Here is a 19,985-nt window from a genome sequence, read left to right as displayed (position 1 = left end):
GCCAGGAGGGGATGCCTCCTCCCGCGGGTCGTCGGAATGACAAATAGGTTGTAGATGAACCGTTTCCTCGTCGTTTTCGCCGTCCTCGTCCTGGCCGCTCTCAATGCCGCCGGCTGGTGGTGGTTCAACCGGCCGGTGCCAGTGGAGCTGTCGTTCAACGAGCCGTTCCCTTCGGTGTCCTTCGCGCCGTTCCGCCGGGGCCAGGGGCCCATCACCAAGATCTACCCGACCTCGGATCAGATCGCCGAGGACATGAAAAGTCTGGTGGGAGTGGCCAGGGGGGTGCGCACCTATACCGCCCGCGAGGGGCTGGACGTGGTGCCGGTGCTGGGCCGCAAATACGGGATCGAGGTCACCCATTCGGCGTGGCTGGGCCAGAAGACCGCCATTAACGACGCCGAGGTGGAGGCGCTGATCAAGGCCGCCAACGCCTATCCCGATGTCATCAAGCGGGTGATCGTCGGCAACGAGGTGCTGTTGCGCCAGGATCTGCCGCCCGAGCAGCTGATCGCCTACATCCGCAAGGTCAAGGCGGCGGTGAAGCAGCCGGTGTCGTATGCCGATGTCTGGGCCTTCTGGCTGAAATATCCGGAAGTGGCCAAGGAAGTGGACTTTCTCACCATCCACATCCTGCCCTATTGGGAGGACGAGCCCATCGGCGTCGACGGTGCCGCCAAGCATATCGTCGCCATCTACCAGCGCATGGCCAAGGAATTCGGCAAGCCCATCCTGATCGGCGAGGCCGGCTGGCCGACGCGGGGCCGTTCACGCGGGCCGGCGGTGGCCGACATGGAGAACGCGGCGCGGTTCGTGCGCACCCTGGCCCTGGTCTCCAAGGAAAACGGTTTCGACTACAACGTGGTCGAGGCCTTCGACCAGCCGTGGAAGGCTTTCCTCGAAGGCACGGTGGGCGCCAAATGGGGCGTGGTGGACGAGAACCGCCGGGTCAAATACGCCATGTCCGGCCCGGTGGAGCCCAGCCCCGATTGGCCGCGCCATGCTGCGGCCGCGGTGCTGGTCGGCTCGGCTCTGGCCTTCGCCCTGATGTGGCGGCGGTCCGACCGCTACGGCCTGAAGGGCGGGCTGCTGGTGCTGGTGCTGGCCCAACTGGCCGGGCTGTTCATCACCTGGCAGGCGGTCAATGCTTTGGCCATGGCCTATGACGGGCTGGAAGACGCCTGGGCCTGGGCGCGCATCGCCCTGCATGCGGCGCTGTCCGTCACCCTGGCCTGGGCGGCGTCCCTGCAGTTCCGGCGCGAGCCCGGCGAGGTGAACTGGCCCTGGGCCGAGAAGCTGATGCCCATCTACGGCTTCGCCGCCATCGTGGTGGGCGCCACCCTGCTGGTCCATGGCCGCTACCGCGACATTCCCCCCATCGAGTTCCTGACTCCGTGCATCGGGCTGACCCTTTACGCCCTGGGCCGCATGGCGGTTCAAGGCAAGGCATGGGACGAGGCCTTCGCCATCGGCCGGCTGTTCGGCGGCGACGGCTTCGCCATGGCAAGGCGCTTCGTCATCGGCCTTGGCCTTTCGGCCCTGGCGGCGCCGCTGTCCGAGGCCTGGGCCCTGTCGCGCGGCGACGATTTCATCACCTCGCACCCCCTGTGGTCCGACCGCATCCCGCTACTGGTCCGGGCCTTGTGGGAGAACCAGGAGATGGTGGTGTGGGCCGCCATGGTCGTGGTGATGATCCTGCCGTTCTGGGCGGAGGCGCGGCTGCAATCGCGTCGGGCGGCGCGGTGAACGCCCCGACCCTGACGCTGCCGCCCTATCTGGGGCTGGCGTCCACCCGCTACGGGGCCATGCTCTACCCCGTCGGTGACGTTTGGGTTGGGCGCTCTCTCGCCACCTATGGCGAGTATTCCGAGGGCGAGACCGCCCTGTTTCGCCAATTCGTCCGGGCCGGCGATACCGTGGTGGAGGCCGGCGCCAATATCGGCGGCCTGACCCTGCCGCTGGCCGGGTTGACCGGGGCCGGCGGGCGGGTGCTGGCGTTCGAGGCGCAGCGTTCCATCCATGCGGTGCTGTCGGCCAATCTGCTGCTCAACGGCCTGCGCCATGTCTGGGCCGAGCGGGTGGCGCTGGGCAGCGCGGCGGGCAGCATCAAGGTTCCCCATCTCGATCTGTCGCGGGTCGAGAATTTCGGCGGGCTGTCCCTGGGCGGCGAGGTGGGCGACGACTGCCCCGTCGTCACCCTGGATTCCTACGGATTGCAGGCCCTCAAACTGATCAAGATCGACGTGGAGGGGGCCGAATCCGAGGTGATCGACGGCGCCCGCGACACCATCACCCGCCTCAGGCCGGTTCTCTACGTGGAGAACGACCGCAAGGAAAAGTCGGCGGCGCTGATCAGGCGTATCCTCGACCTGGGCTACCGGCTGTGGTGGCACGTGGTGCCGCTGTATTCGCCCCATAACCCGCGTGGCAATGCCGAGAACGTGTTCGGCGCCATTTCCTCGCTCAACATGGCCTGCCTGCCGCGGGAAAGCGGCCTGGCGTTCGGCGACGGCGTCGAGATCCTCTCTCCCGATACGCCGCCGCCGTTCTGATCACGGCAGGGTCTTGGCCAGCCTGAAGCCCAGATTGGCATTGTGCAGCGGCTGCTTGAGCGACGCCCGGTACCAGCTGGTCACCGCCATGGGCAGGTTGAGCGCCGAACCACCCCGTGTCACGCGGTAGCATCCGGTTTCCCAGTCCTTGGAGAATTTCTGGTCCTTCAGCCCGGCGATGAACTTTTCCATGTAGCAATCGGCCGTCCATTCCCAGACATTGCCGTGCATGTCGTAAAGGCCGAAGGCATTGGGCTTCAGCTTGCCCACCGGATGGGTGACATTGCCGGAATTGGCCGCGAACCAGGCGTATTCGCCCAGCTTCTTCTCGTCCTCACCGTAGGAATAGGTGGCGGCCGAGCCGGCGCGGGCGGCGTATTCCCATTCGGCCTCGGTGGGCAGGCGGTAGGTCTGGCCCGACTTGGCGTTCAGCTTGGCGATGTAGTCCTGGACCATCCGCCAGTCCACATGCTCCACCGGATTGCTCGGTCCCTTGTTCTCGCTGGGGTTGGAGCCCATCACCGCTTCCCATTCCGCCTGGGTCACCTCGTATTTGCCGATGGCGTAGGGCTTGGCGATGGTGACGGTGGGACGCTTGGGGGCGTCGGGTTCGGGATCGTCGTAATCCTTGGGATTGCCGGCGATCACCGAGCCGGTGGGAATCACCACCAGTTCGGGGCAGAAGGCGCAGTCCTTGAACACCTTGCCCGCAGCCGGACTGTCGGCCCGGGCGACCAGCGGCACCGTGACGGCAAGGGTCGCAAGCAACACGTGGAAAAATCTCATGGTCACGACCCTCTCGCCCTGGGATTAGCGGCAACCGCCGATGGAGCCATCCTTGCACACATGTCCGTCGGTCCAGGTGGCGCCGGAGAAATCCGCCCCTTGCAAGGACGCATGGGAGAGATTGGCGCCCGTAAAGTTGGCGCCCATGGCGAAGGTCTTGGTCATGATGGCGTCGGACAGGTCGGCGCCGGACAAATTGGCCCCCATCAATTGGGCGGCATGAAGGTGGGCATGGACCAGCCTGGCCTTGGAGAGATTGGCCTTGGTCAGATTGGCCACCTGCAGGCTCGACCCCGTCAGATTGGCCCCGGACAGATTGGCTCCGTCCATGCGGGCGGTGTCGTAATTGCCGTCATGCAGATCCTTGCCGACCAGATTGGCGTTTCGCAATTCGCCGAAAGCGCACTGATTCTCGGGCTCGGGCTTGCATGCGGGATTGACGACGCCCTGGTCGTTGGCGAGGGCCGGCACGGCCAGTGTAAGGCTGAAGACCAAGAGGAGGGCACTACGGCAAAGCGGGCTCGTGAGCTTGGTCATTGTGTCGATCCTTCCGCACATTCGGAAATGTTCATGTTAAACACCATATTTTATGGTGTTAGAGGATGATGATACGCTGAAATGCGTGAAACTATTATTGACTTTGGTTAATTACACCAAGGTTATGTTTAATTTGCGCAAGGGAGCGTTCGCTTGGCCTTGGCTGCGGTGAGGGTGGCTACTTTGCCAGCAGGCGGGCCGCCTCGGGGGCGGTGTAGGTGAGCACGGCGTCGGCACCGGCGCGCTTGAAGGCCGTCAGGCTTTCCAGCATCACCTTGTCCCAGTCCAGCCAGCCGTTCAGCGCGGCGGCCTTCATCATGGCGTACTCGCCCGACACCTGATAGGCCAGGGTGGGGACGGAGAAGGCCTCCTTGACCCGGCGGACGATGTCCAGATAGGGCATGCCGGGCTTGACCATCACCATGTCGGCGCCCTCGGCCAGATCCAGCGCCACTTCGCGCAGGGCCTCGTCGGTATTGGCCGGGTCCATCTGGTAGGTCTTCTTGTCGCCGCCCTTCAGCGCCGACTTGGAGCCCACCGCGTCGCGGAACGGGCCGTAGAAGGCCGAGGCGTATTTGGCGGCATAGGACAGCAGGCGCACATGGTCGCAACCGGCCTGGTCCAGGGCCTCGCGAATTGCCTTGATGCGGCCGTCCATCATGTCCGAGGGGGCGTTGACGTCGCAGCCGGCTTCGGCCTGGACCACCGCCTGGCGGCACAGCGCCTCGACCGAGGAATCGTTGGCCACATAGCCGTCGATCACCAGCCCGTCATGGCCGTCGCTGTTGTAGGGGTCCAGCGCCACGTCGCAGATGATGCCGAGAGTGGGAACCGCCTTCTTGACGGCGCGCACCGCCCGGCAGACCAGATTGCCGGGATTGACCGCCTCGGCGGCGTCGGGGGTCTTCAGGGCGGCCTCCACCGAGGGGAAGACCGCGATGGCGGGAATCCCCAGATCGGCGGCGCGGCGCGCCTCTTCGACCAGCAGATCGATGGACAGGCGCTCGACGCCAGGCATGGACGCCACCGCCTGTCGCACGCCGCTGCCCTCGACCACGAACAGCGGCCAGATCAGATCGTCCACCGACAGCTTGGTCTCGGCGACGATGCGGCGCTGCCATTCGTCGCGGCGGTTGCGGCGCATGCGGGTGAGGGGGAATTGGGCGTGGGGCAGAAAGGACGGCACGGTCCGGATCTCCAGCAGGGGGACGGCAAACGGGACATCGCATAATGCCCCCCCGCTTGCCAGTGAACAATCGTCCATGAAAGCGAAAGGGCCGGTTCCTTGCGGAGCCGGCCCCAACGTCACGGAATTCGGCCTCAGGCGGCGTCGAGAGCCTGCTTGAGGTCGGCCAGGATGTCGTCGATGTGCTCGATGCCGATGGACAGGCGCACATAGCCCGGAGTCACGCCCGAGGCCAGCTGGTCATCGGCCGACAGCTGGGAATGGGTGGTGCTGGCCGGATGGATGGCCAGCGAGCGGGCATCGCCGATATTGGCGACGTGATAGAGCAGCTTCAGCGCATCGATGAAGCGGCGGCCGGCTTCGGCGCCGCCCTTCAGCTCGAAGCCCAGCAACCCGCCATAGCCGCCCTTCAGCGCGGCATCGGCGCGGCGGCGGTACTCGCCGTCCTGGAGCGAGGGATGGATGACGTGGGCCACCTTGTGATGACCGGCCAGGAACTGGGCGACGGCGCTGGCGTTGCGGCAATGCTCGCGCATGCGCAGCGGCAGGGTCTCCATGCCCTGCAGCACCTGGAAGGCGTTGAAGGGGCTGATGGCGGCGCCGATGTCGCGCAGCAGGGTGACGCGGGCGCGGATGATATAGGCGATGGGGCCCAGCGGCTTGACCGCCTGGGTCCACACCGCGCCGTGGTAACTGGGGTCCGGCTCGTTCAGCAGGGGGAAGCGCTTGGCGTGCTTCTCCCAGTCAAAGGTGCCGCCGTCGACGATGGCGCCGCCGATGGAGGTGCCGTGGCCGCCGATATACTTGGTGCAGGAATAGACCACGATATGGGCGCCGAGCGACAGAGGCTTGGCGATGACGGGCGAGGCGGTGTTGTCGACGATCAGCGGCACGCCGACCTGATTGGCCAGCTTGGCCACCTCGGCGATGGGGAAGACCTGCAGCTTGGGATTGGGCAGGGTCTCGGCATACCAGGCGCGGGTCTTGTCGTCGGTGGCGCGCACGAAGGCCTCCGGATCGGCGGGATCGACGAAGCGAGCCTCGATGCCCAGCTGCTTGAAGGTGTTGGCGAACAGATTCCAGGTGCCGCCGTAAAGATCGGTGGAGGTGACGAAGTTGTCACCGGCCTGGGCGAGGTTCAGAATGGCGAAGGTCGAGGCCGCCTGACCCGAGGCCACCGCCAGGGCGGCCACGCCGCCTTCCAGGGCGGCCAGACGCTGTTCCAGCACGTCGGTGGTGGGATTCATCAGACGGGTGTAGATGTTGCCCAGTTCCTTCAGCGCGAACAGATTGGCCGCGTGCTCGGAATCGCGGAACTGGTACGAGGTGGTCTGGTAGACGGGAACGGCGACGGACCCGGTGGCAGGATCGGCGCGATAGCCGGCGTGAAGGACAATCGTCTCGGGATTGGCGCTGGTGACGGTCATGGGCGTCGCATTCCTGTGGTTGGCCGCCGGGGCGGTCTGTGGCGTCGAATTCGGCCGGGCAAGGGTCGGCAACGAACGGGTCTTTGGCAATGGAAAAAATTTCACAAAGTTTTTTTGTTCTGTCAATCATAAATCTAGTCAGCAAGTAGAGTAAGGGGCGGGCATGGACGGCGAGACTCTCATCTCCAGCGGCGGGCGGCTTGGACGGATCGTTCTGAACCGGCCCAAGGTGCTGAACGCGCTGTCCGCCCGGCAATACCACGACATCACCGCCTGTCTCGTCAGCTGGGAGAGCGATCCTGACGTGGCGGTGATTCTGATCGAGGGCGAGGGCGAGCGGGCGTTCTGCGCCGGCGGCGACATCCGCATGGTGTGGGATGCGGCCCGGCGCGGTGATTCCGAGTTCAGCCACGATGTCTTTCGCACGGAATACCGCCTTAACCGGCGCATCCATGCCTATCCAAAGCCTTACGTGTCGGTGCTTGATGGCATCTGCATGGGGGGAGGGGCCAGATTGTCGGTCAATGGCCGGTTCCGCGTCGCCACCGAGCGTACCCGCTTCGCCATGCCGGAGACGGGCATCGGCTTTTTTCCCGATGTGGGCGCCACCCATTTTCTCAACCGCTGTCCCGGTGATCTGGGACTCTATCTCGGCCTTACGGGCAAGCAGTTGGGGCCGGCGGACTGCCTGTGGGCGGGCATCGCCACCCATTTCGTCCCGGCCGCCCGGGTGGATGACCTGCGAGCGGGATTGCGCGTCGCGGCGCAATCAGCCGATCCGGAGGATGCGGTGGAGGACGTTCTGGCGCGCTTTCACCAGCCGGTCGCCGACGGGCCGCTGGTCCGGCACATGGAGGCGCTGGAGCGCTGCTTCGCCCCTCGGCGCCTGGACGACATGATCGAAGCTCTGCGCCTGGATGGCGGACAATGGGCTTGGGACACCATCTGGGAATTGTCTGGGCGCGCCCCATTCAGCCTGGCGGTGACTCTGCGGCAACTGCGCGAAGGCCGTGGAATGGGCTTCGATGATGCCATCCGGCGTGAATTCCGCCTCACCTGGCGGTTCCTGCTGGGGCAGGATTTCCTTGAGGGAATCCGTGCCCAGGTCGTAGATAAGGACAGGCGGCCCAACTGGAGTCCCTCCAGCCTGGCCGAGGTGGATGAACTGGCGGTCGCGGCCTGCTTCCAGACACTGGGCGACGACGAACTGCCGCTGCCGTGAGGAGTGGGTGAGTGCGAGGGAATTGGGGATGAAGCCGGACGTCGATGCGGCCGAGGTGTTGTTCGAGTTCATTCGCCTTGGCAATGCCGTCAAGGTGACGGTGTTCCACGTGCCCACCCTGACCGAGATTTCCATCGTCGGCCCCCGAACCGCCAGTCAGGCCCATCTGAAGCTGCTGGGACTGAAGCGGCTGGAATACGTGCTGGCCAAGCGGCGGGGGGGCTGAGGGGAAGCGGGGCTGCCGCCCCGACCCCGCTTGGAGACTATGTCTCCAAACCTCTCTTTTATTGATTCATAAGAAGAAAGGGGGACCGGGGCATCGCGCCCTAAGCGGGTGCGGGCGGCAGCCCGCCATCGGGTGTCTATCGCGGATAGATATGAATCTCGACCCGACGGTTGATGGCCTGATTCTCGGGATAGGCCTTGCCGGTGTCGCTGCGGTTGGGGACGCGCGGCGCGGTGTCGGCCAGGGCGGCAAGCTTCATGCGGCTGGTGGGGATGCCCAGCTCGTTCATCACCTTCAGCGTCGACAGGGCGCGGGCCGCCGACAGATCCCAGTTGCTGGGAAATTGCGGCGTCCGGACCGGCGTGTCGTCGGTGTGGCCCTGGATGTCGATCTGGTAGTTGAGGAAGCGCTCCTGCTTGAGCGTGCCGCTGATTTCCTTCATCAGCGGCAGGATTTCCGGGCGAACCTCGGCCGAGCCCGGCTTGAACATGGTGCCGCTGGCCAGATTGAGGACGATGCCCTTGTCGTCTCGGCCCACGTCCACCGTGTCCTCGACGCCGGCGCCGGCCACCTGGCCCAGCACTTCCGAGCGCAGGTCCTGCAGCGGAGTCTTGGTCTCGCGCAGGCCGATATCCTTGGCCATGCCCTGCTGCACCTGCTCGTACTTGTTCTTGTCGATCTTGGACATGGAGACCAGGACGATGAAGAACGCCATCAGCAAGGTGATCATGTCGGCATAGGACAGCAGCCAGTCCTCGGCCGCTTCCTTGTTTTCCTTGTGGAACTTGCTCTTGCTCATGACCCGGAACTCCCGGCTATTTCTTCGGCGCCTTGTCGATGTCGAAGTGGATGGCGGGATCGAGGTAGGAATTCATGGCGTCCTGGATGAAGCGGGGGCTGCGCCGCTCGGCCAGCATGACCAGTCCCTCCGCCACCAGCATGTTGCGGAAGCGGATGATGGATTCGCGCTGGTGGGCCTTTTCCGCCGCCGGCATCAGGACCAGACGGGCGAACAGCACGCCGTAGAGCGTACCCAGCAGACCCACCGCCATGCCGCCGCCCAGCTTGGACGGATCGTCGCCCATGTTGTCCAGCATGACCACCAGGCCGACCAGGGTAGCCATCATGCCGAAGGCCGGGGCGTTGCTGGCCATGTATTTGAGGATTTCCACCGAGACGGTGTGGCGCTGGAAGGCGGTTTCCACCTGATTGTCCAGCATGTGGCGCACTTCCGGCCCGGTATAGCCCGAGACCACCAGACCGACGCCATAGGCCAGGAAGGCGTCCTGGCTCTTCAGGCTCTTCACGTCGGATTCCAAGGCCTGGATGCCGCTCTTCTGCAGGAGATAGCCCCAGCGGATGACGCGGGCCACCTCGTTGGTCAGCATGCCGCGCGCCATCTTGGGCGAGAAGAAGATGGCCTTGATGTTGCCGAGCGCCTGCCGGACATAGCGCATCTCGAAGCCCACATGGGCGGCGGCCAGGGTGCCGCCGATCACCATGAGCAAACCCGAGAGGTGCAGGAAGATCTTGAAATTGGTCGTCAGCTCGATGATCGAGCCGACGATCAGCAACAGGCTCAGCGTAAATCCGATGACCGTGGACAACGACATGACGGCAAGATCCCCAAACACCCGAATTCCCGCCGCATCTTGCGGCACTTTGACTGATCGGGCAACAGCTTAGGGCTATGCCCGCCGGTTAGGCGGTCGGATCGGGGCCGAGTTCGTGTTCCTTCTGCAGTTCCAGCTCCACTTCGACGATATCGCCGTCGATGGTCCGGGTGGGCAGGAAGCCCAGATGCTGGACGAAGGTCAGCATGCGCGGATTGTCCTTCAGCACCTGTCCGACGATGATGCGGGTGCCGCGAGAGCGGCAATACTCGATCATCTTGACCAGCAGGCGCTTGCCCAGGCCCGAGCCCTTGAGGTCCGAACGCACCACGATGGCGAATTCGGCGGCGTCGTTGTCGGGGTCGGTGACGGTGCGCACCACGCCTAGCGTTTCCTTGCCGCCCTCGGGCTTCTCGATCTCGCCGATGAAGGCCATCTCGCGGTCGTAATCGATCTGGGTGAGGCGCGCCATTTCCGAATGGGGCAGTTCATGCACCAGCCCGAAGAAGCGGAAGCGGATATCCTCCGGCGTCAGCTTGGAGACCAGGATGTGGTGGTTGGGCTCATCCTCGGGCCGCAGGGGGCGCAACATGGTCTTGCGCCCGTCGGTCATGGTGAACCATTCCTCCAGCTCCTTGGGGTAGGGGCGGATGGCAAGGCGTTCGGTTCCTGGCTTGGCGGGTTCCACCACCATGCGGGCGTCGAGCGCCAGCACGCCCTGGGCGTCGGCGAACAGCGGATTGATGTCCAGCTCGACGATTTCGGGGAAGTCGACCACCAACTGGGAGAGCTGGACCAGGGCCAACTGGATGGCTTCCTTGTTGGCGGGCGGACGGCCGCGATAGCCCTCCAGCAGGCGGGACACCCGGGTGCGCGAAATCACTTCGGCCGCCAGATTCATGTTGAGCGGCGGCAGGGCCATTGCCCGGTCGGCGATGACCTCCACGGCGATGCCGCCCTGGCCGAACATGATCACCGGTCCGAACACGGGATCGGTGGCGACGCCGCAAATCAGCTCCTGGGCACCGGGGCGGCGCGCCATGGTCTGGACGGTGAAGCCGTCGATGCGGGCCTCGGGGTAGACTTCCTTGACGCGCTCCAGCATGGCGTGGGCGGCCTTTTCCACCTCGAAGGCACCCTGCAGGTTCAGCATCACGCCGCCCACATCCGATTTGTGCAAGATGTCCGGCGAGAGAATCTTCAGCGCCACCGGCACCTTCATGGCCATGGCGATCTTGCCGGCCAGGGCCGGGCTGCGGGCCACGTGGGTCTCGACGGTGGGAATGCCGTAGGCTTCCAGCACCGCCTTGGCCTCGGGCTCGTTCAAGGTGCCGCCGCCCTTGGCCAGGGCTTCGTCGATCAGGAAGCGGGCCCGCTTGGTGTCGGGCACGAAGTCGGTCGGCGCCGAGGCCGGGACTTCCATCAGCAATTCCTGGTTCTTGCGGTATTCCAGCAGATGCATGAACGCCTGGATAGCGGCGCGCGGCGTGTCGTAGGTGGGGATACCGGCGCCGCTGAACAGGTGGCGGCCCCGGGCCACCGCCTCGTTGCCGACCCAACAGGTCATGACGTTGGCGCGCGGCCGGTCCTTGGCGGTCTTGATGATGGCCACCGCCACATCGGTGGGGTCCGAGACCGCCGAGGGGGCGTGCATCACCAGAACCGCGTCCACCGCCTTGGTTTCCGAGAGGATGTTCAGGGTCTTGACGTAGCGGTCGCCGTCGGCGTCGCCCGAGATGTCCACCGGATTGCCCTGGGACCAGCCAGCGGGCAGCACGGCCTTCAGCTTGTCGATGACCTCGTCGGGCAACTGGGCCAGCTCGCCGCCCATCTCGGCCAGATCGTCGGCGGCAATGACGCCGATGCCCCCGCCATTGGTGAGGATGGCCAGCCGCTTGCCCTTCATGGGCTTGGAGCGGGCCAGGGTCTCGACCGCGCCGAAAATCTCCTCGATGTCCTTCACCCGCAGCATGCCGGCACGGCGCATGGCGGCGTCGAACACCAGATCCGATCCGGCCAGGGCGCCGGTATGGGAGGCGGCGGCGCGGGCGCCCTCGCGCGAACGCCCGGCCTTGATGGCCAGCACGGGCTTGTTGCGGGCGGCGGCGCGGGCGGCCGACATGAAATTGCGCCGCTCGTGAATGGATTCCATATACAGCAGGATGGCCCGGGTGCTGGGGTCGCTGCCCAGATAGTCGAGCACGTCGCCGAAATCCACGCCCTCGGTGTCGCCCAGGTGGATGAAGTGGGAAAAGCCGATCTCGCGGGCCCTGGCCCAGTCCAGCACCGCCGTGCACAGGGCTCCCGACTGGGAGACGAAGGCCAGCTTACCGGGCAGGACGTTCTCGTGCGACGAACTGGCGTTCAGGCCGATGCCGGGCACCAGGATACCCATGGAATTGGGGCCGAGCAGGCGCATGTCGTACTGCCGCGCCACCTCCATGGCCTGTTCCAGCATGGTGGAGCCGCCTTCACCCTGGATGAGATGCAGGCCGCCGGTCATGATGCAGGCGGCCTTGGTGCCGCGCTCCCCCAGGGTGTGGAGGATGCCGGGAATGGTCGCCGGCGGCGTACAGATCAGCGCCAGATCGGGCGCCTTGGGCAGGCAGGCCACGTCGGGATAGGCGAGCACGCCCCCCACCGAGGCATGTTCGGACGTCACCGGCATCACCGGCCCGGCGAATTCGCCCTTCAGCAGGTTGCGCATGACCACCGCCCCGATGCTTCTCGGTTTGGTGGAGGCTCCCACCACGGCGATGGATTGCGGGCGGAACAGCGATTTGAGATTGCGGGTGCTCATGGGAATCCCGATGTGGCGGTCAATATCCGGCGCGATCGGAAGATTAGTCCTCTTCCATGGTGCATCGCAACATCTTGTAAGTGATATTCCGCACATCCCCCAAATCCATACGGTCTTGACCTTAGTCATCAAGCCGTCATTGTGCGCCGCAGCGGATCGGGGTTATAATTTCGCACTGCAATAATATTTCGTCGGTATGTGTCGTAAGGGGATTGGGCATGGTTGAGATGATGGAAAACCGCACCTTCGCCGAGATCAAGGTTGGCGATACGGCGAGTCTGGCGCGCACCTGCTCCATGAAGGACGTGGAGCTGTTCGGCGTCGCCACCGGCGACCTCAATCCCACCCATTACAGCGTCGAAAGCGCCGAGAAATTCGCCCATCACCGCAAGGTGGTGGCTCATTCCATGTGGGGCGGTTCGCTGCTGTCGGCGCTGCTGGGCAACGAATTGCCGGGGCCGGGCACCCTTTACCGCAGTCAGAACCTGGAATTCTCGGCGGCCGTGGAAGTGGGCGATACCCTGACCGTCACCGTGACGGTTCTCGAGAAGATCGCTCCCGCCGACATCGTTCTGGAGTGCCTGGGCGCCAATCAGCGCGGCGAAACCGTGTTCAGCGGCAAGGCCCGTGTCGCCGCTCCTGCCGAGAAGGTGGTGCAGCCCCGCATGGAGCTGCAGGAAGTGGCGTTGCGCCGCCGCCACCATGTGTTCGAGGACATTATCGCCCGCTGCCATACCCTGGCGCCCATTTCGGTGGCGGTGTGCCATCCCTGCGACCAGGTGTCGCTGGAAGGCCCGGTGGAGGCGGCCAAGCTGGGCCTGATCGACCCGATCCTCATCGGGCCGGAGGCCAAGATCCGCTCGGTGGCCAAGGAGTTCAACCTGGATATCGAGGGGCTGCGCATCGTCGATACCCAGCACTCCCACGAATCCGCCGAGAAGGCGGTGGCCATGTGCCGTTCGGGTGAGGCCGAGGCCCTGATGAAGGGCAGCTTGCACACCGACGAGATGATGCACGAGGTGGCGTCCAGGGATAAGGGCCTGCGCACGGCGCGCCGCATCAGCCACGTCTTCGTCATGGACGTGCCCACCTATCCGCGCACCCTGCTGATCACCGATGCGGCCATCAACATCTATCCGACCCTGGAAGACAAGGCCGACATCCTGCAGAACGCCATCGAACTGGCCCATGTGCTGGGAGTCGAACTCCCCAAGGTGGCCATCCTCTCGGCGGTGGAGACGGTGTATCCCAAGATCAACTCGACCATCGAGGCCGCCGCCCTGTGCAAGATGGCCGATCGCGGCCAGATCACCGGCGCTCAGTTGGACGGTCCGCTGGCCTTCGACAACGCCATCAGCGAGGAAGCGGCCAAGATCAAGAAGATCAACTCGCCGGTGGCGGGGCGTGCCGACATTCTGCTGGTTCCCGACCTGGAAGCCGGCAACATGCTGGCCAAGCAGCTGTCCTATCTGGCCGACGCCGATGCCGCCGGCATCGTGCTGGGCGCCCGGGTGCCGATCGTGCTGACCAGCCGCGCCGACAGCGCCAAGGCCCGTCTGGCCTCCTGCGCCGTCGCCGTGCTGTTCGCCCATGCCCGCCGGGCCAAGAGCGCGGTCGCCGCACAGTAATGCTTGTCCCTCGCCGGGCGCGGGCTTTCGCCCGCTTGGCCGCCGCCTCAATGGCGGCTGGATACGGCGAGTTGGCCTCAATGGAGTTTGGGTCCTATGCGTGAAGGTATCCTGGTCATCAATGCCGGCTCGTCCAGCATCAAGTTCTCGCTCTACATCTCCAATGGCGACGAGAAGCCGCTGCTGTCGTGCAAGGGGCAGGTGGAGGGCATCAACGTCGCCCCCCATTTCATCGCCAAGTCGCCCCATGGCGGGGTGCTGAACGAGCAGCGCTGGCCCGACCAGCCGAACATGAGCCACGAGGCCCTGTTCAAGTACATGATCGAGTGGATCGAGGCCCAGTTGGGCGATGCCGAGCTCAAGGCCGCCGGTCACCGGGTGGTCCACGGCGGCTCTCAGTACTCCCAGCCGCTGCTGGTCAATGACGAGCTGATGGAAGAGCTGGAGAAGCTGATCCCCCTGGCGCCGCTGCACCAGCCCCATAATCTGGCCCCCATCCGCGCCCTGACCAAGGTCCATCCCGGCCTGACCCAGGTCGCCTGTTTCGATACCGCCTTCCACCGCTCCAATCCCTGGACGGCCCAGAGCTTCGCTCTGCCGCGCAAGATCACCGGCGAAGGCGTCAAGCGCTACGGCTTCCACGGCCTGTCCTACGAATTCATCGCCCGCCAGATGCGCCAGCTGTCTCCGGCGGCGGCACGGGGCAAGGTGGTGGTCTGCCATCTGGGCTCCGGCGCCTCCATGTGCGCCATCGACGGCGGCAAGAGCGTGGCCAGCACCATGGGCTTTACCGCCGTGGACGGCCTGCCCATGGGCACCCGCACCGGAACCATGGATGCCGGCGTGATCCTTTACCTGCTGCAGCAGAAGGGCATGACCCCCAAGGAAATCGAGGACCTGCTGTACAAGCAGTCCGGCCTGCTGGGCGTGTCGGGGGTCAGCAACGACATGCGCATCCTGCTGGAAAGCTCGGAGCCCCATGCCGCCGAGGCAGTCGAACTGTTCGTCTATCGCATCTCGCGCGAGCTGGGCTCGCTGGCCGCCGCCATGGGCGGGCTGGATGCCCTGGTGTTCACCGCCGGCATCGGCGAGCGCTCGCCTCAGATCCGCGAGAGGGTCTGTGCCCATGCCGAGTGGCTGGGGGTCGAGATGGACCAGGAAGCCAACCAGCGTGATTCCCTGCTGATCAGCGCCGCCGACAGCCCCGTCTCGGTTTGGGTGATTCCCACCGACGAGGAGATGATGATCGCCAAGCACACCCGCGAGCTGTTACGGAGCTTGCGCGACTAGGTCGGAGCCACTACATGTGGTATGGCTATTGTGCTTCTGGTCAATTCCCTTGGGACATGGCACATTGGCGCCGCGACAGGAACCAGTCGGGACCGATAAGGCATGCGTAAGCTGAAGATTTCCATCGGACACCACGTCCTGAACGTCGATCTCTACAACACCGGGACGGCGGATGCGGTCCTGGCCGCGGTGCCGTTCGAGGCCCGCGTGGCCACCTGGCAGGGCGAGGTCTATTTCCAGGCCCCGGTTCACGCCGACCGCGAGGACGATGCACGCGAGGTGGTCGAAGCCGGGGAATTGGCCTTCCGTCATGAGGGCGAGGCTATCGTCATCGGCTATGGCCCGACCCCTTGTTCCGAAGGCGAGGAGATCCGCCTCGCGGTTCCCGCCAATATCTTCGGGCGCACCGCCGATTCCCTGGCGTTTCTCGCCACGGTCGAGGCCGGGGCGCTGGTCAGGATCGAGGCGATCACGGAGTAGATGGAATGCGTGCGCGTCGCTTGATGCGGGTGGTGGCCGCCCTGTCGCTGCTGGCGGGGCTGTCCGGCTGCGCCGTGGCGGAACTGGCGGCCCATGGCGTCAAGGAAATGGAAAAGCGTAATCGCGGCGACCAGTCGTCGCAGACCGCCTCACAGCAAACCTCCCAGCCGCAATCGCGAACCGAGGAGGAGCCCCCGCCGCCGGCCAGGGCTCCGGCCTCGCGCTCCTCGTCCTCGGTGACGGTCGAGGAATTGCCGGCGCGGTAGGGTGGGGGCCGGAAGGGCTCCGCTTTGCGGCAGCGCTATCGCCCTGGTCCGTCAGCCGCAGGCTTCTTTTTATTTCAGTTGATTAAGAAGCTGAAGGGTTCGGGAAGCTGTGCTTCCCGGTTGGGGTAGCGGGGGCAAATGCCCCCGAAGTGGATTTTTTCCACATCCCGCTAAAGCTTGCGGTGCCCCTCGGTGCCCATCACGGATTTGAGGCCCACATTATGGGCGTCGCCTTCCTCCATGATGTGATCGTGGCGCTTGTCCTTGGCGCGGTTGCCGATTTCCGCCAGCTCAGCCACGGCCTTGTCCACCTTGTCCAGCGCCGCCAGCATCTCCTCGCCCAGGGGGCGATCCTCGATCAGGTTGGCGTAGCGCTGAATGTTGAAGGCGAAAAAGCGGATCAGCTTGATGTTGTCGCGGAAGCTGCGCGGCCGGCGCACGAAGATACGGTGCGAGGTACGGATGTTCTTGATGAACATGTTGACCAGGGCGCGGACGAACTTGTCCGTGGCTTCCAGCTTGCGGTTGAAGATGGCCTGGGGGACGCGGGTGACGGCGCAGTCGGTGGCGGCGACGGCGGTGGCCATGCGCTCGCTGCTGTCGATCACCGCCATCTCGCCGAAGATTTCCCCCGGCCGGATGGTGTCCAGTTCGACCCGCTGACCCTCCACCTGCTGGAAGATCATGATCTTGCCCTTTTCCAGGATATAGGCGGCGTCGCCCATTTCACCCTGGCGGAACAGGGTGGCTCCGGCGGCGACGGCGAGCTTTTCCATTTTTGGTTCGCCCTGCTTGGGCAGGGGGGCGAGGGGAGCGCTGATTTCGTTCATGATCCTGGGGGGGAGGGAGGAGAGCGGAAGAGCGCACCGACTGTGCGTGAAACGCCCCGCCATCGCAACCGCTAACACTTGATAAAGTGTGACATCCGCCGAGGTGTCAGCCCTTGTTTTGCGCCTTGTCCCGAATGGCCGTCAGCGTGGTGCGGGTGGTGATGGCCTCGGGGTCCAGCACCAGGTGCAGCAGGGCCAGCCGCCCCGCCGCCAGGGCCTGGTCGAAGGCCGGGGCGAAGTCCTCGGTGCGCTCTACCCGGGCCGTCCAGGCGTCATAGGCCGCAGCCAGGGCGGCGAAATCGGGGTTGGCGAGGTCGGTGGCCAGTGTTCGGCCGGGATGGCTGGCCTCCTGATGCATACGGATGGTGCCATACATGCCGTTGTCGACGACCAGCACCACGGGCGAAAGGCCGTGCAGCTTGGCGGTGGCCAGTTCCTGGGCGGTCATCAGGAAGCAGCCGTCGCCGGCAAAGGCGACCACGGCGCGGTCCGGATACAGCGCCTTGGCGGCCAGGGCGGCGGGCAGGCCATAGCCCATGGAGCCGTTGGCCGGGGCCAACTGGCCGGGATAGCGGCGGAAACGGTGGAAGCGCTGGGGCCAGCCGGTGTAATTGCCGGCTCCGGTGCAGATGATGGCATCCTCGGGCAGCCGGGCCTCGATCTCGGCCATCACCTGTCCCATGTCCAGCGCCCCCGGGCAGGAATTGGGCACCCGGTTGGCCAGATGGTCGCCGCGCACCGCCCGGGTCCAGTCCGTCCACGGCAATGCGGCGGGCGCCGCCAGTTGAGAGGCGCGGCGGGCGAAGGGCAGCATGGCGGAGACGATAGCGAGATCGGGACGGAAGACGCGGCCCAGTTCCTCGGCCTCGGGAAAGACATGGATCAGAATCTGCTTCGGATTGGGCGCTTCGATCAGGCTGTAGCCCGCCGTGTCGATATCGCCCAGCCTGGTGCCCACCGCCAGGATCAGGTCGGCCTCGCGCACCCGTGCCCCCAGGCTGGGGGCCATGGAATAGCCCAGCTCGCCGCCATAGCAGGCGGATTCGTTGTCGACGATGTCCTGGCGGCGGAAGCAGGCGGCCACCGGCAGGCTCCAGCCTTCGGCGAAGGCGGTGATCAGGCGCGCGGCCTCCGGCGTCCAGCCGCCGCCACCCACCAGCATCAGCGGCCGCCGGGCCTTGGCCAGCAATTCCACCATCTTGTCCAGGCGGCAGGGGCCGGGATGGGGCAGGGCCGGGGGCAGGCGCTCCACATCGGCCACGGAGGCGCGTTCGGCCAGCATGTCCTCGGGCAGGATCAGCACCGCCGGGCCGGGGCGTCCGCCCATGGCGGCGGCAAAGGCGCGGGCCACGGCTTCGGGCAGGCGGTCGGGCGAGGTGATCTCCTCCACCCGCTTGGCCAGGGGCCGGAACATCTGGGCCAGTTCCACTTCCTGAAAGGCCTCGCGCCCCCGGATGGGGCGGTCCACCTGACCGATCAGCAGCACCATGGGGGTGGAATCCTGAAAGGCGGTATGGACGCCCACCGAGGCGTGGGTGGCCCCGGGGCCGCGCCCGACGATGCACACGCCGGGGCGCCCGGTCAGCTTGCCATGGGCCTCGGCGGCATAGGCCGCACCGCCCTCATGGCGGAAGGCCAGGACCTTCAGCCGGTCGCGGCGATCCCAGGCGGCGTCGAGAAAGGGCAGAAAGCTTTCTCCCGGCACGCAGGTCACCGTATCGGCTCCCTGGGCGAGCAGGGCGTCGGCGAGGATTTCTCCGCCGGTGCGAGGCGCTGGGCTCAACTGCGACATGAAACTCTCCGACGACATATGGAACAGGCGCGGCGCACAGGATAGGCTGCGGGGCGCGCTTCCGTCCATGGAGCGCTTGGAGGAATGATGCCCACCGACTGGTCCGCACTGGAGCGAAGGCTTGATCTGGCGACGGGGGCCGATTCCGACCTCGACCGCGATCTGGCGGCGGCGTTCGCTCTGGCCGAGGCGCCGTTCACCTCGTCGGTGGCCGATTGCCGCGCCCTGGCCGAGGCGGCGCTGCCCGGCCTGCGGCTGCACCTGGGCTATGGCGCCAGCGGGATGTTTCCCTATGCTTCCCTGAGCGGCGATGGGCTGTGCGTCATGTCCGAATCCCCGACCGTGCCGCTGGCCATCCTCAGGTCGGTGATGGCGGCAAGAACAGCCCGAGCGCGGTCCGCGCCGCCTGCAGCCTGACCGCGTCGCGGTCGCCGGCAAACACATGGGCCTCATGCCGGGTGTCGGCTCCCCGGCGGGCCAGGGCGAAATGCACCAGGCCCACCGGCTTGTCCGCCGTGCCGCCGCCGGGGCCGGCAATGCCGGTGATGGCCACCGCCGCGTCGGCCCGCGAATGGGCCAAGGCCCCCTCGGCCATGGCCTGCGCCACTTCGCGGCTGACCGCACCATGGGCGGCGATCAGCGCGGCGGGAACGCCCAGCATCTCGGTCTTTGCCTCGTTGGAATAGGTGACGAAGCCGCGCTCCATCACCGAAGACGATCCGGCAATGGCGGTCAGTACCGCCGCCACCAGCCCGCCGGTGCACGATTCCGCGGTGGCCAGATGCTCGCCGCGTTGCCCGGCCACGCGCAGAACCTCGGCCGCAAGGTCGGTCAGGACGGTGGGAAGCATGTTCAACTCCGCAGGTGGTTGAAGAGGACCAGCAATCCCAGGCCGTAGAATCCAGCCAGGATGTCGTCGACCATGATCCCCAATCCGCCGCCGATCCGGCGGTCGGCCCAGCCCACCGGCCAGGGCTTCCAGATGTCGAAGGCTCGAAACAGGGCAAAGCCCATGAGATAGGACAGGGGGTCGAGCGGCGCGGCCAGCAGGACCAGCCACTGACCGGCCACCTCGTCGATTACCACTTCTGATGGGTCCTCGGCTCCGGTGCGGCGCACATAGACGGAAGACGCCCACCAGCCAACGGCAAAGCAGGCCAGGGTGGCGGCCAGCAATGACACCGGCCCGCCGGCATCCATTATGATCCAGGCGAAGGGCAGGGCGGCGGCGGAACCCCAGGTTCCCGGTCCCTTGGGCAGCAATCCCGCCCCGAACCAGGTGGAAACAAGACTGGCTGGATGCCAGACGGTGATGCCTGCGCGGCGATAGGACAAGGGGCGGCCTCCATGATC

The 19,985-nt window shown here is 65.8% G+C and carries 20 protein-coding genes; 9 read left to right on the top strand and 11 right to left on the bottom strand.

From position 1 onward, the window contains the following. Positions 1-54: 54 nt before the first annotated feature. Together AMB_RS12920 and AMB_RS12915 are read left to right on the top strand one after the other, a co-directional pair. Positions 55-1,743, top strand: coding sequence for an exo-beta-1,3-glucanase (locus AMB_RS12920; protein WP_011384948.1), 1,689 nt, complete (start codon positions 55-57; stop codon positions 1,741-1,743). Then, positions 1,740-2,549, top strand: coding sequence for an FkbM family methyltransferase (locus AMB_RS12915; RefSeq protein ID WP_011384947.1), 810 nt, complete (start codon positions 1,740-1,742; stop codon positions 2,547-2,549). Before AMB_RS12920 ends, AMB_RS12915 begins: the two co-directional genes overlap by 4 nt. Here AMB_RS12915 and AMB_RS12910 read toward each other — a convergent pair whose 3' ends face one another. The 4 genes from AMB_RS12910 to AMB_RS12895 all read right to left on the bottom strand — a co-directional run bounded on the left by AMB_RS12910 (position 2,550) and on the right by AMB_RS12895 (position 6,485). After that, positions 2,550-3,335 (bottom strand): formylglycine-generating enzyme family protein, encoded by a 786-nt coding sequence (locus AMB_RS12910; protein ID WP_043744507.1) that lies wholly within the window; start codon positions 3,333-3,335, stop codon positions 2,550-2,552. Between the two features lie 24 nt (positions 3,336-3,359). Beyond that, on the bottom strand, positions 3,360-3,872 hold the full coding sequence (locus tag AMB_RS12905) for a pentapeptide repeat-containing protein (protein WP_011384945.1): 513 nt from the start codon (positions 3,870-3,872) through the stop codon (positions 3,360-3,362). Between the two features lie 178 nt (positions 3,873-4,050). Continuing rightward, complete coding sequence (gene hemB, locus AMB_RS12900) at positions 4,051-5,016, bottom strand: porphobilinogen synthase (RefSeq protein ID WP_148207619.1); 966 nt, start codon at positions 5,014-5,016, stop codon at positions 4,051-4,053. 176 nt (positions 5,017-5,192) lie between these two features. Then, a complete protein-coding gene (locus AMB_RS12895) occupies positions 5,193-6,485 on the bottom strand; it encodes an O-acetylhomoserine aminocarboxypropyltransferase/cysteine synthase family protein (RefSeq protein WP_011384943.1) in 1,293 nt (430 codons plus the stop codon). A gap of 163 nt (positions 6,486-6,648) precedes the next feature. Between AMB_RS12895 and AMB_RS12890 the strand changes: the two genes are divergently transcribed. Both AMB_RS12890 and AMB_RS12885 read left to right on the top strand, forming a co-directional pair. Continuing rightward, the gene (locus tag AMB_RS12890; protein ID WP_011384942.1) at positions 6,649-7,707 is read left to right on the top strand and encodes an enoyl-CoA hydratase/isomerase family protein; all 1,059 of its coding nucleotides are present in this window, start codon (positions 6,649-6,651) and stop codon (positions 7,705-7,707) included. Positions 7,708-7,735: 28 nt separating this feature from the next. Further along, positions 7,736-7,933 (top strand): DUF6898 family protein, encoded by a 198-nt coding sequence (locus AMB_RS12885; protein WP_043744504.1) that lies wholly within the window; start codon positions 7,736-7,738, stop codon positions 7,931-7,933. Positions 7,934-8,069: 136 nt separating this feature from the next. Here AMB_RS12885 and AMB_RS12880 read toward each other — a convergent pair whose 3' ends face one another. From AMB_RS12880 to AMB_RS12870, 3 genes are all read right to left on the bottom strand, one after another. Further along, entirely contained in the window at positions 8,070-8,732 is a 663-nt protein-coding gene (locus AMB_RS12880; RefSeq protein ID WP_011384940.1) for an OmpA/MotB family protein, read from the bottom strand. A 16-nt stretch (positions 8,733-8,748) separates the two neighbouring features. Beyond that, positions 8,749-9,546 (bottom strand): motility protein A, encoded by a 798-nt coding sequence (locus tag AMB_RS12875; RefSeq protein WP_043744502.1) that lies wholly within the window; start codon positions 9,544-9,546, stop codon positions 8,749-8,751. A gap of 88 nt (positions 9,547-9,634) precedes the next feature. Beyond that, positions 9,635-12,346 carry a bifunctional acetate--CoA ligase family protein/GNAT family N-acetyltransferase gene (locus AMB_RS12870; RefSeq protein ID WP_011384938.1) on the bottom strand — a complete coding sequence of 904 codons (2,712 nt, stop codon included), beginning with the start codon at positions 12,344-12,346 and terminating at the stop codon, positions 9,635-9,637. A gap of 218 nt (positions 12,347-12,564) precedes the next feature. Between AMB_RS12870 and AMB_RS12865 the strand changes: the two genes are divergently transcribed. From AMB_RS12865 to AMB_RS12850, 4 genes are all read left to right on the top strand, one after another. After that, positions 12,565-13,974: a bifunctional enoyl-CoA hydratase/phosphate acetyltransferase gene (locus AMB_RS12865; RefSeq protein ID WP_011384937.1), complete on the top strand. Its 1,410-nt coding sequence runs from the start codon at positions 12,565-12,567 to the stop codon at positions 13,972-13,974. 96 nt (positions 13,975-14,070) lie between these two features. Further along, complete coding sequence (locus AMB_RS12860) at positions 14,071-15,264, top strand: acetate/propionate family kinase (RefSeq protein ID WP_011384935.1); 1,194 nt, start codon at positions 14,071-14,073, stop codon at positions 15,262-15,264. Positions 15,265-15,366: 102 nt separating this feature from the next. After that, the gene (locus AMB_RS12855; protein ID WP_011384934.1) at positions 15,367-15,744 is read left to right on the top strand and encodes a cyclophilin-like fold protein; all 378 of its coding nucleotides are present in this window, start codon (positions 15,367-15,369) and stop codon (positions 15,742-15,744) included. Between the two features lie 5 nt (positions 15,745-15,749). Further along, positions 15,750-16,010 carry a hypothetical protein gene (locus tag AMB_RS12850; protein ID WP_011384933.1) on the top strand — a complete coding sequence of 87 codons (261 nt, stop codon included), beginning with the start codon at positions 15,750-15,752 and terminating at the stop codon, positions 16,008-16,010. 170 nt (positions 16,011-16,180) lie between these two features. Here AMB_RS12850 and AMB_RS12845 read toward each other — a convergent pair whose 3' ends face one another. After that, on the bottom strand, positions 16,181-16,786 hold the full coding sequence (locus AMB_RS12845) for a Crp/Fnr family transcriptional regulator (RefSeq protein ID WP_231848839.1): 606 nt from the start codon (positions 16,784-16,786) through the stop codon (positions 16,181-16,183). A gap of 160 nt (positions 16,787-16,946) precedes the next feature. After that, entirely contained in the window at positions 16,947-18,632 is a 1,686-nt protein-coding gene (locus tag AMB_RS12840; protein ID WP_011384931.1) for a thiamine pyrophosphate-binding protein, read from the bottom strand. Between the two features lie 84 nt (positions 18,633-18,716). On the opposite strand from AMB_RS12840, the gene AMB_RS12835 reads away from it, so the two are divergent. Next, the gene (locus AMB_RS12835; protein ID WP_011384930.1) at positions 18,717-19,049 is read left to right on the top strand and encodes a hypothetical protein; all 333 of its coding nucleotides are present in this window, start codon (positions 18,717-18,719) and stop codon (positions 19,047-19,049) included. On the opposite strand, the gene AMB_RS12830 is transcribed toward AMB_RS12835, so the two are convergent. Both AMB_RS12830 and AMB_RS12825 read right to left on the bottom strand, forming a co-directional pair. Beyond that, entirely contained in the window at positions 18,991-19,482 is a 492-nt protein-coding gene (locus tag AMB_RS12830; RefSeq protein ID WP_011384929.1) for a CinA family protein, read from the bottom strand. The two genes, AMB_RS12835 and AMB_RS12830, sit on opposite strands and share 59 nt — an antisense overlap. A gap of 2 nt (positions 19,483-19,484) precedes the next feature. Then, positions 19,485-19,967, bottom strand: a complete 483-nt coding sequence (locus AMB_RS12825) for a phosphatidylglycerophosphatase A family protein (RefSeq protein WP_043744495.1) — start codon at positions 19,965-19,967, stop codon at positions 19,485-19,487. Positions 19,968-19,985 lie beyond the last annotated feature (18 nt).

Origin of the sequence: Paramagnetospirillum magneticum AMB-1, assembly GCF_000009985.1 — a bacterium.
Taxonomy (GTDB): domain Bacteria; phylum Pseudomonadota; class Alphaproteobacteria; order Rhodospirillales; family Magnetospirillaceae; genus Phaeospirillum; species Phaeospirillum magneticum.
This window is presented reverse-complemented; position numbering and strand designations above follow the sequence as displayed.

What these genes read in the sequence shown, in the direction of transcription:
- AMB_RS12885 (WP_043744504.1), top strand. Translation starts at nt 7,736, where the DNA reads ATGAAGCCGGACGTCGATGCGGCCGAGGTGTTGTTCGAGTTCATTCGC.
- AMB_RS12895 (WP_011384943.1), bottom strand. Translation starts at nt 6,485, where the DNA reads ATGACCGTCACCAGCGCCAATCCCGAGACGATTGTCCTTCACGCCGGC.
- AMB_RS12880 (WP_011384940.1), bottom strand. Translation starts at nt 8,732, where the DNA reads ATGAGCAAGAGCAAGTTCCACAAGGAAAACAAGGAAGCGGCCGAGGAC.
- AMB_RS12875 (WP_043744502.1), bottom strand. Translation starts at nt 9,546, where the DNA reads ATGTCGTTGTCCACGGTCATCGGATTTACGCTGAGCCTGTTGCTGATC.
- AMB_RS12835 (WP_011384930.1), top strand. Translation starts at nt 18,717, where the DNA reads ATGATGCCCACCGACTGGTCCGCACTGGAGCGAAGGCTTGATCTGGCG.
- AMB_RS12860 (WP_011384935.1), top strand. Translation starts at nt 14,071, where the DNA reads ATGCGTGAAGGTATCCTGGTCATCAATGCCGGCTCGTCCAGCATCAAG.
- AMB_RS12865 (WP_011384937.1), top strand. Translation starts at nt 12,565, where the DNA reads ATGGTTGAGATGATGGAAAACCGCACCTTCGCCGAGATCAAGGTTGGC.
- hemB (WP_148207619.1), bottom strand. Translation starts at nt 5,016, where the DNA reads ATGCGCCGCAACCGCCGCGACGAATGGCAGCGCCGCATCGTCGCCGAG.
- AMB_RS12855 (WP_011384934.1), top strand. Translation starts at nt 15,367, where the DNA reads ATGCGTAAGCTGAAGATTTCCATCGGACACCACGTCCTGAACGTCGAT.
- AMB_RS12850 (WP_011384933.1), top strand. Translation starts at nt 15,750, where the DNA reads ATGCGTGCGCGTCGCTTGATGCGGGTGGTGGCCGCCCTGTCGCTGCTG.
- AMB_RS12910 (WP_043744507.1), bottom strand. Translation starts at nt 3,335, where the DNA reads ATGAGATTTTTCCACGTGTTGCTTGCGACCCTTGCCGTCACGGTGCCG.
- AMB_RS12870 (WP_011384938.1), bottom strand. Translation starts at nt 12,346, where the DNA reads ATGAGCACCCGCAATCTCAAATCGCTGTTCCGCCCGCAATCCATCGCC.
- AMB_RS12830 (WP_011384929.1), bottom strand. Translation starts at nt 19,482, where the DNA reads ATGCTTCCCACCGTCCTGACCGACCTTGCGGCCGAGGTTCTGCGCGTG.
- AMB_RS12890 (WP_011384942.1), top strand. Translation starts at nt 6,649, where the DNA reads ATGGACGGCGAGACTCTCATCTCCAGCGGCGGGCGGCTTGGACGGATC.
- AMB_RS12845 (WP_231848839.1), bottom strand. Translation starts at nt 16,786, where the DNA reads ATGGAAAAGCTCGCCGTCGCCGCCGGAGCCACCCTGTTCCGCCAGGGT.
- AMB_RS12840 (WP_011384931.1), bottom strand. Translation starts at nt 18,632, where the DNA reads ATGTCGCAGTTGAGCCCAGCGCCTCGCACCGGCGGAGAAATCCTCGCC.
- AMB_RS12920 (WP_011384948.1), top strand. Translation starts at nt 55, where the DNA reads ATGAACCGTTTCCTCGTCGTTTTCGCCGTCCTCGTCCTGGCCGCTCTC.
- AMB_RS12905 (WP_011384945.1), bottom strand. Translation starts at nt 3,872, where the DNA reads ATGACCAAGCTCACGAGCCCGCTTTGCCGTAGTGCCCTCCTCTTGGTC.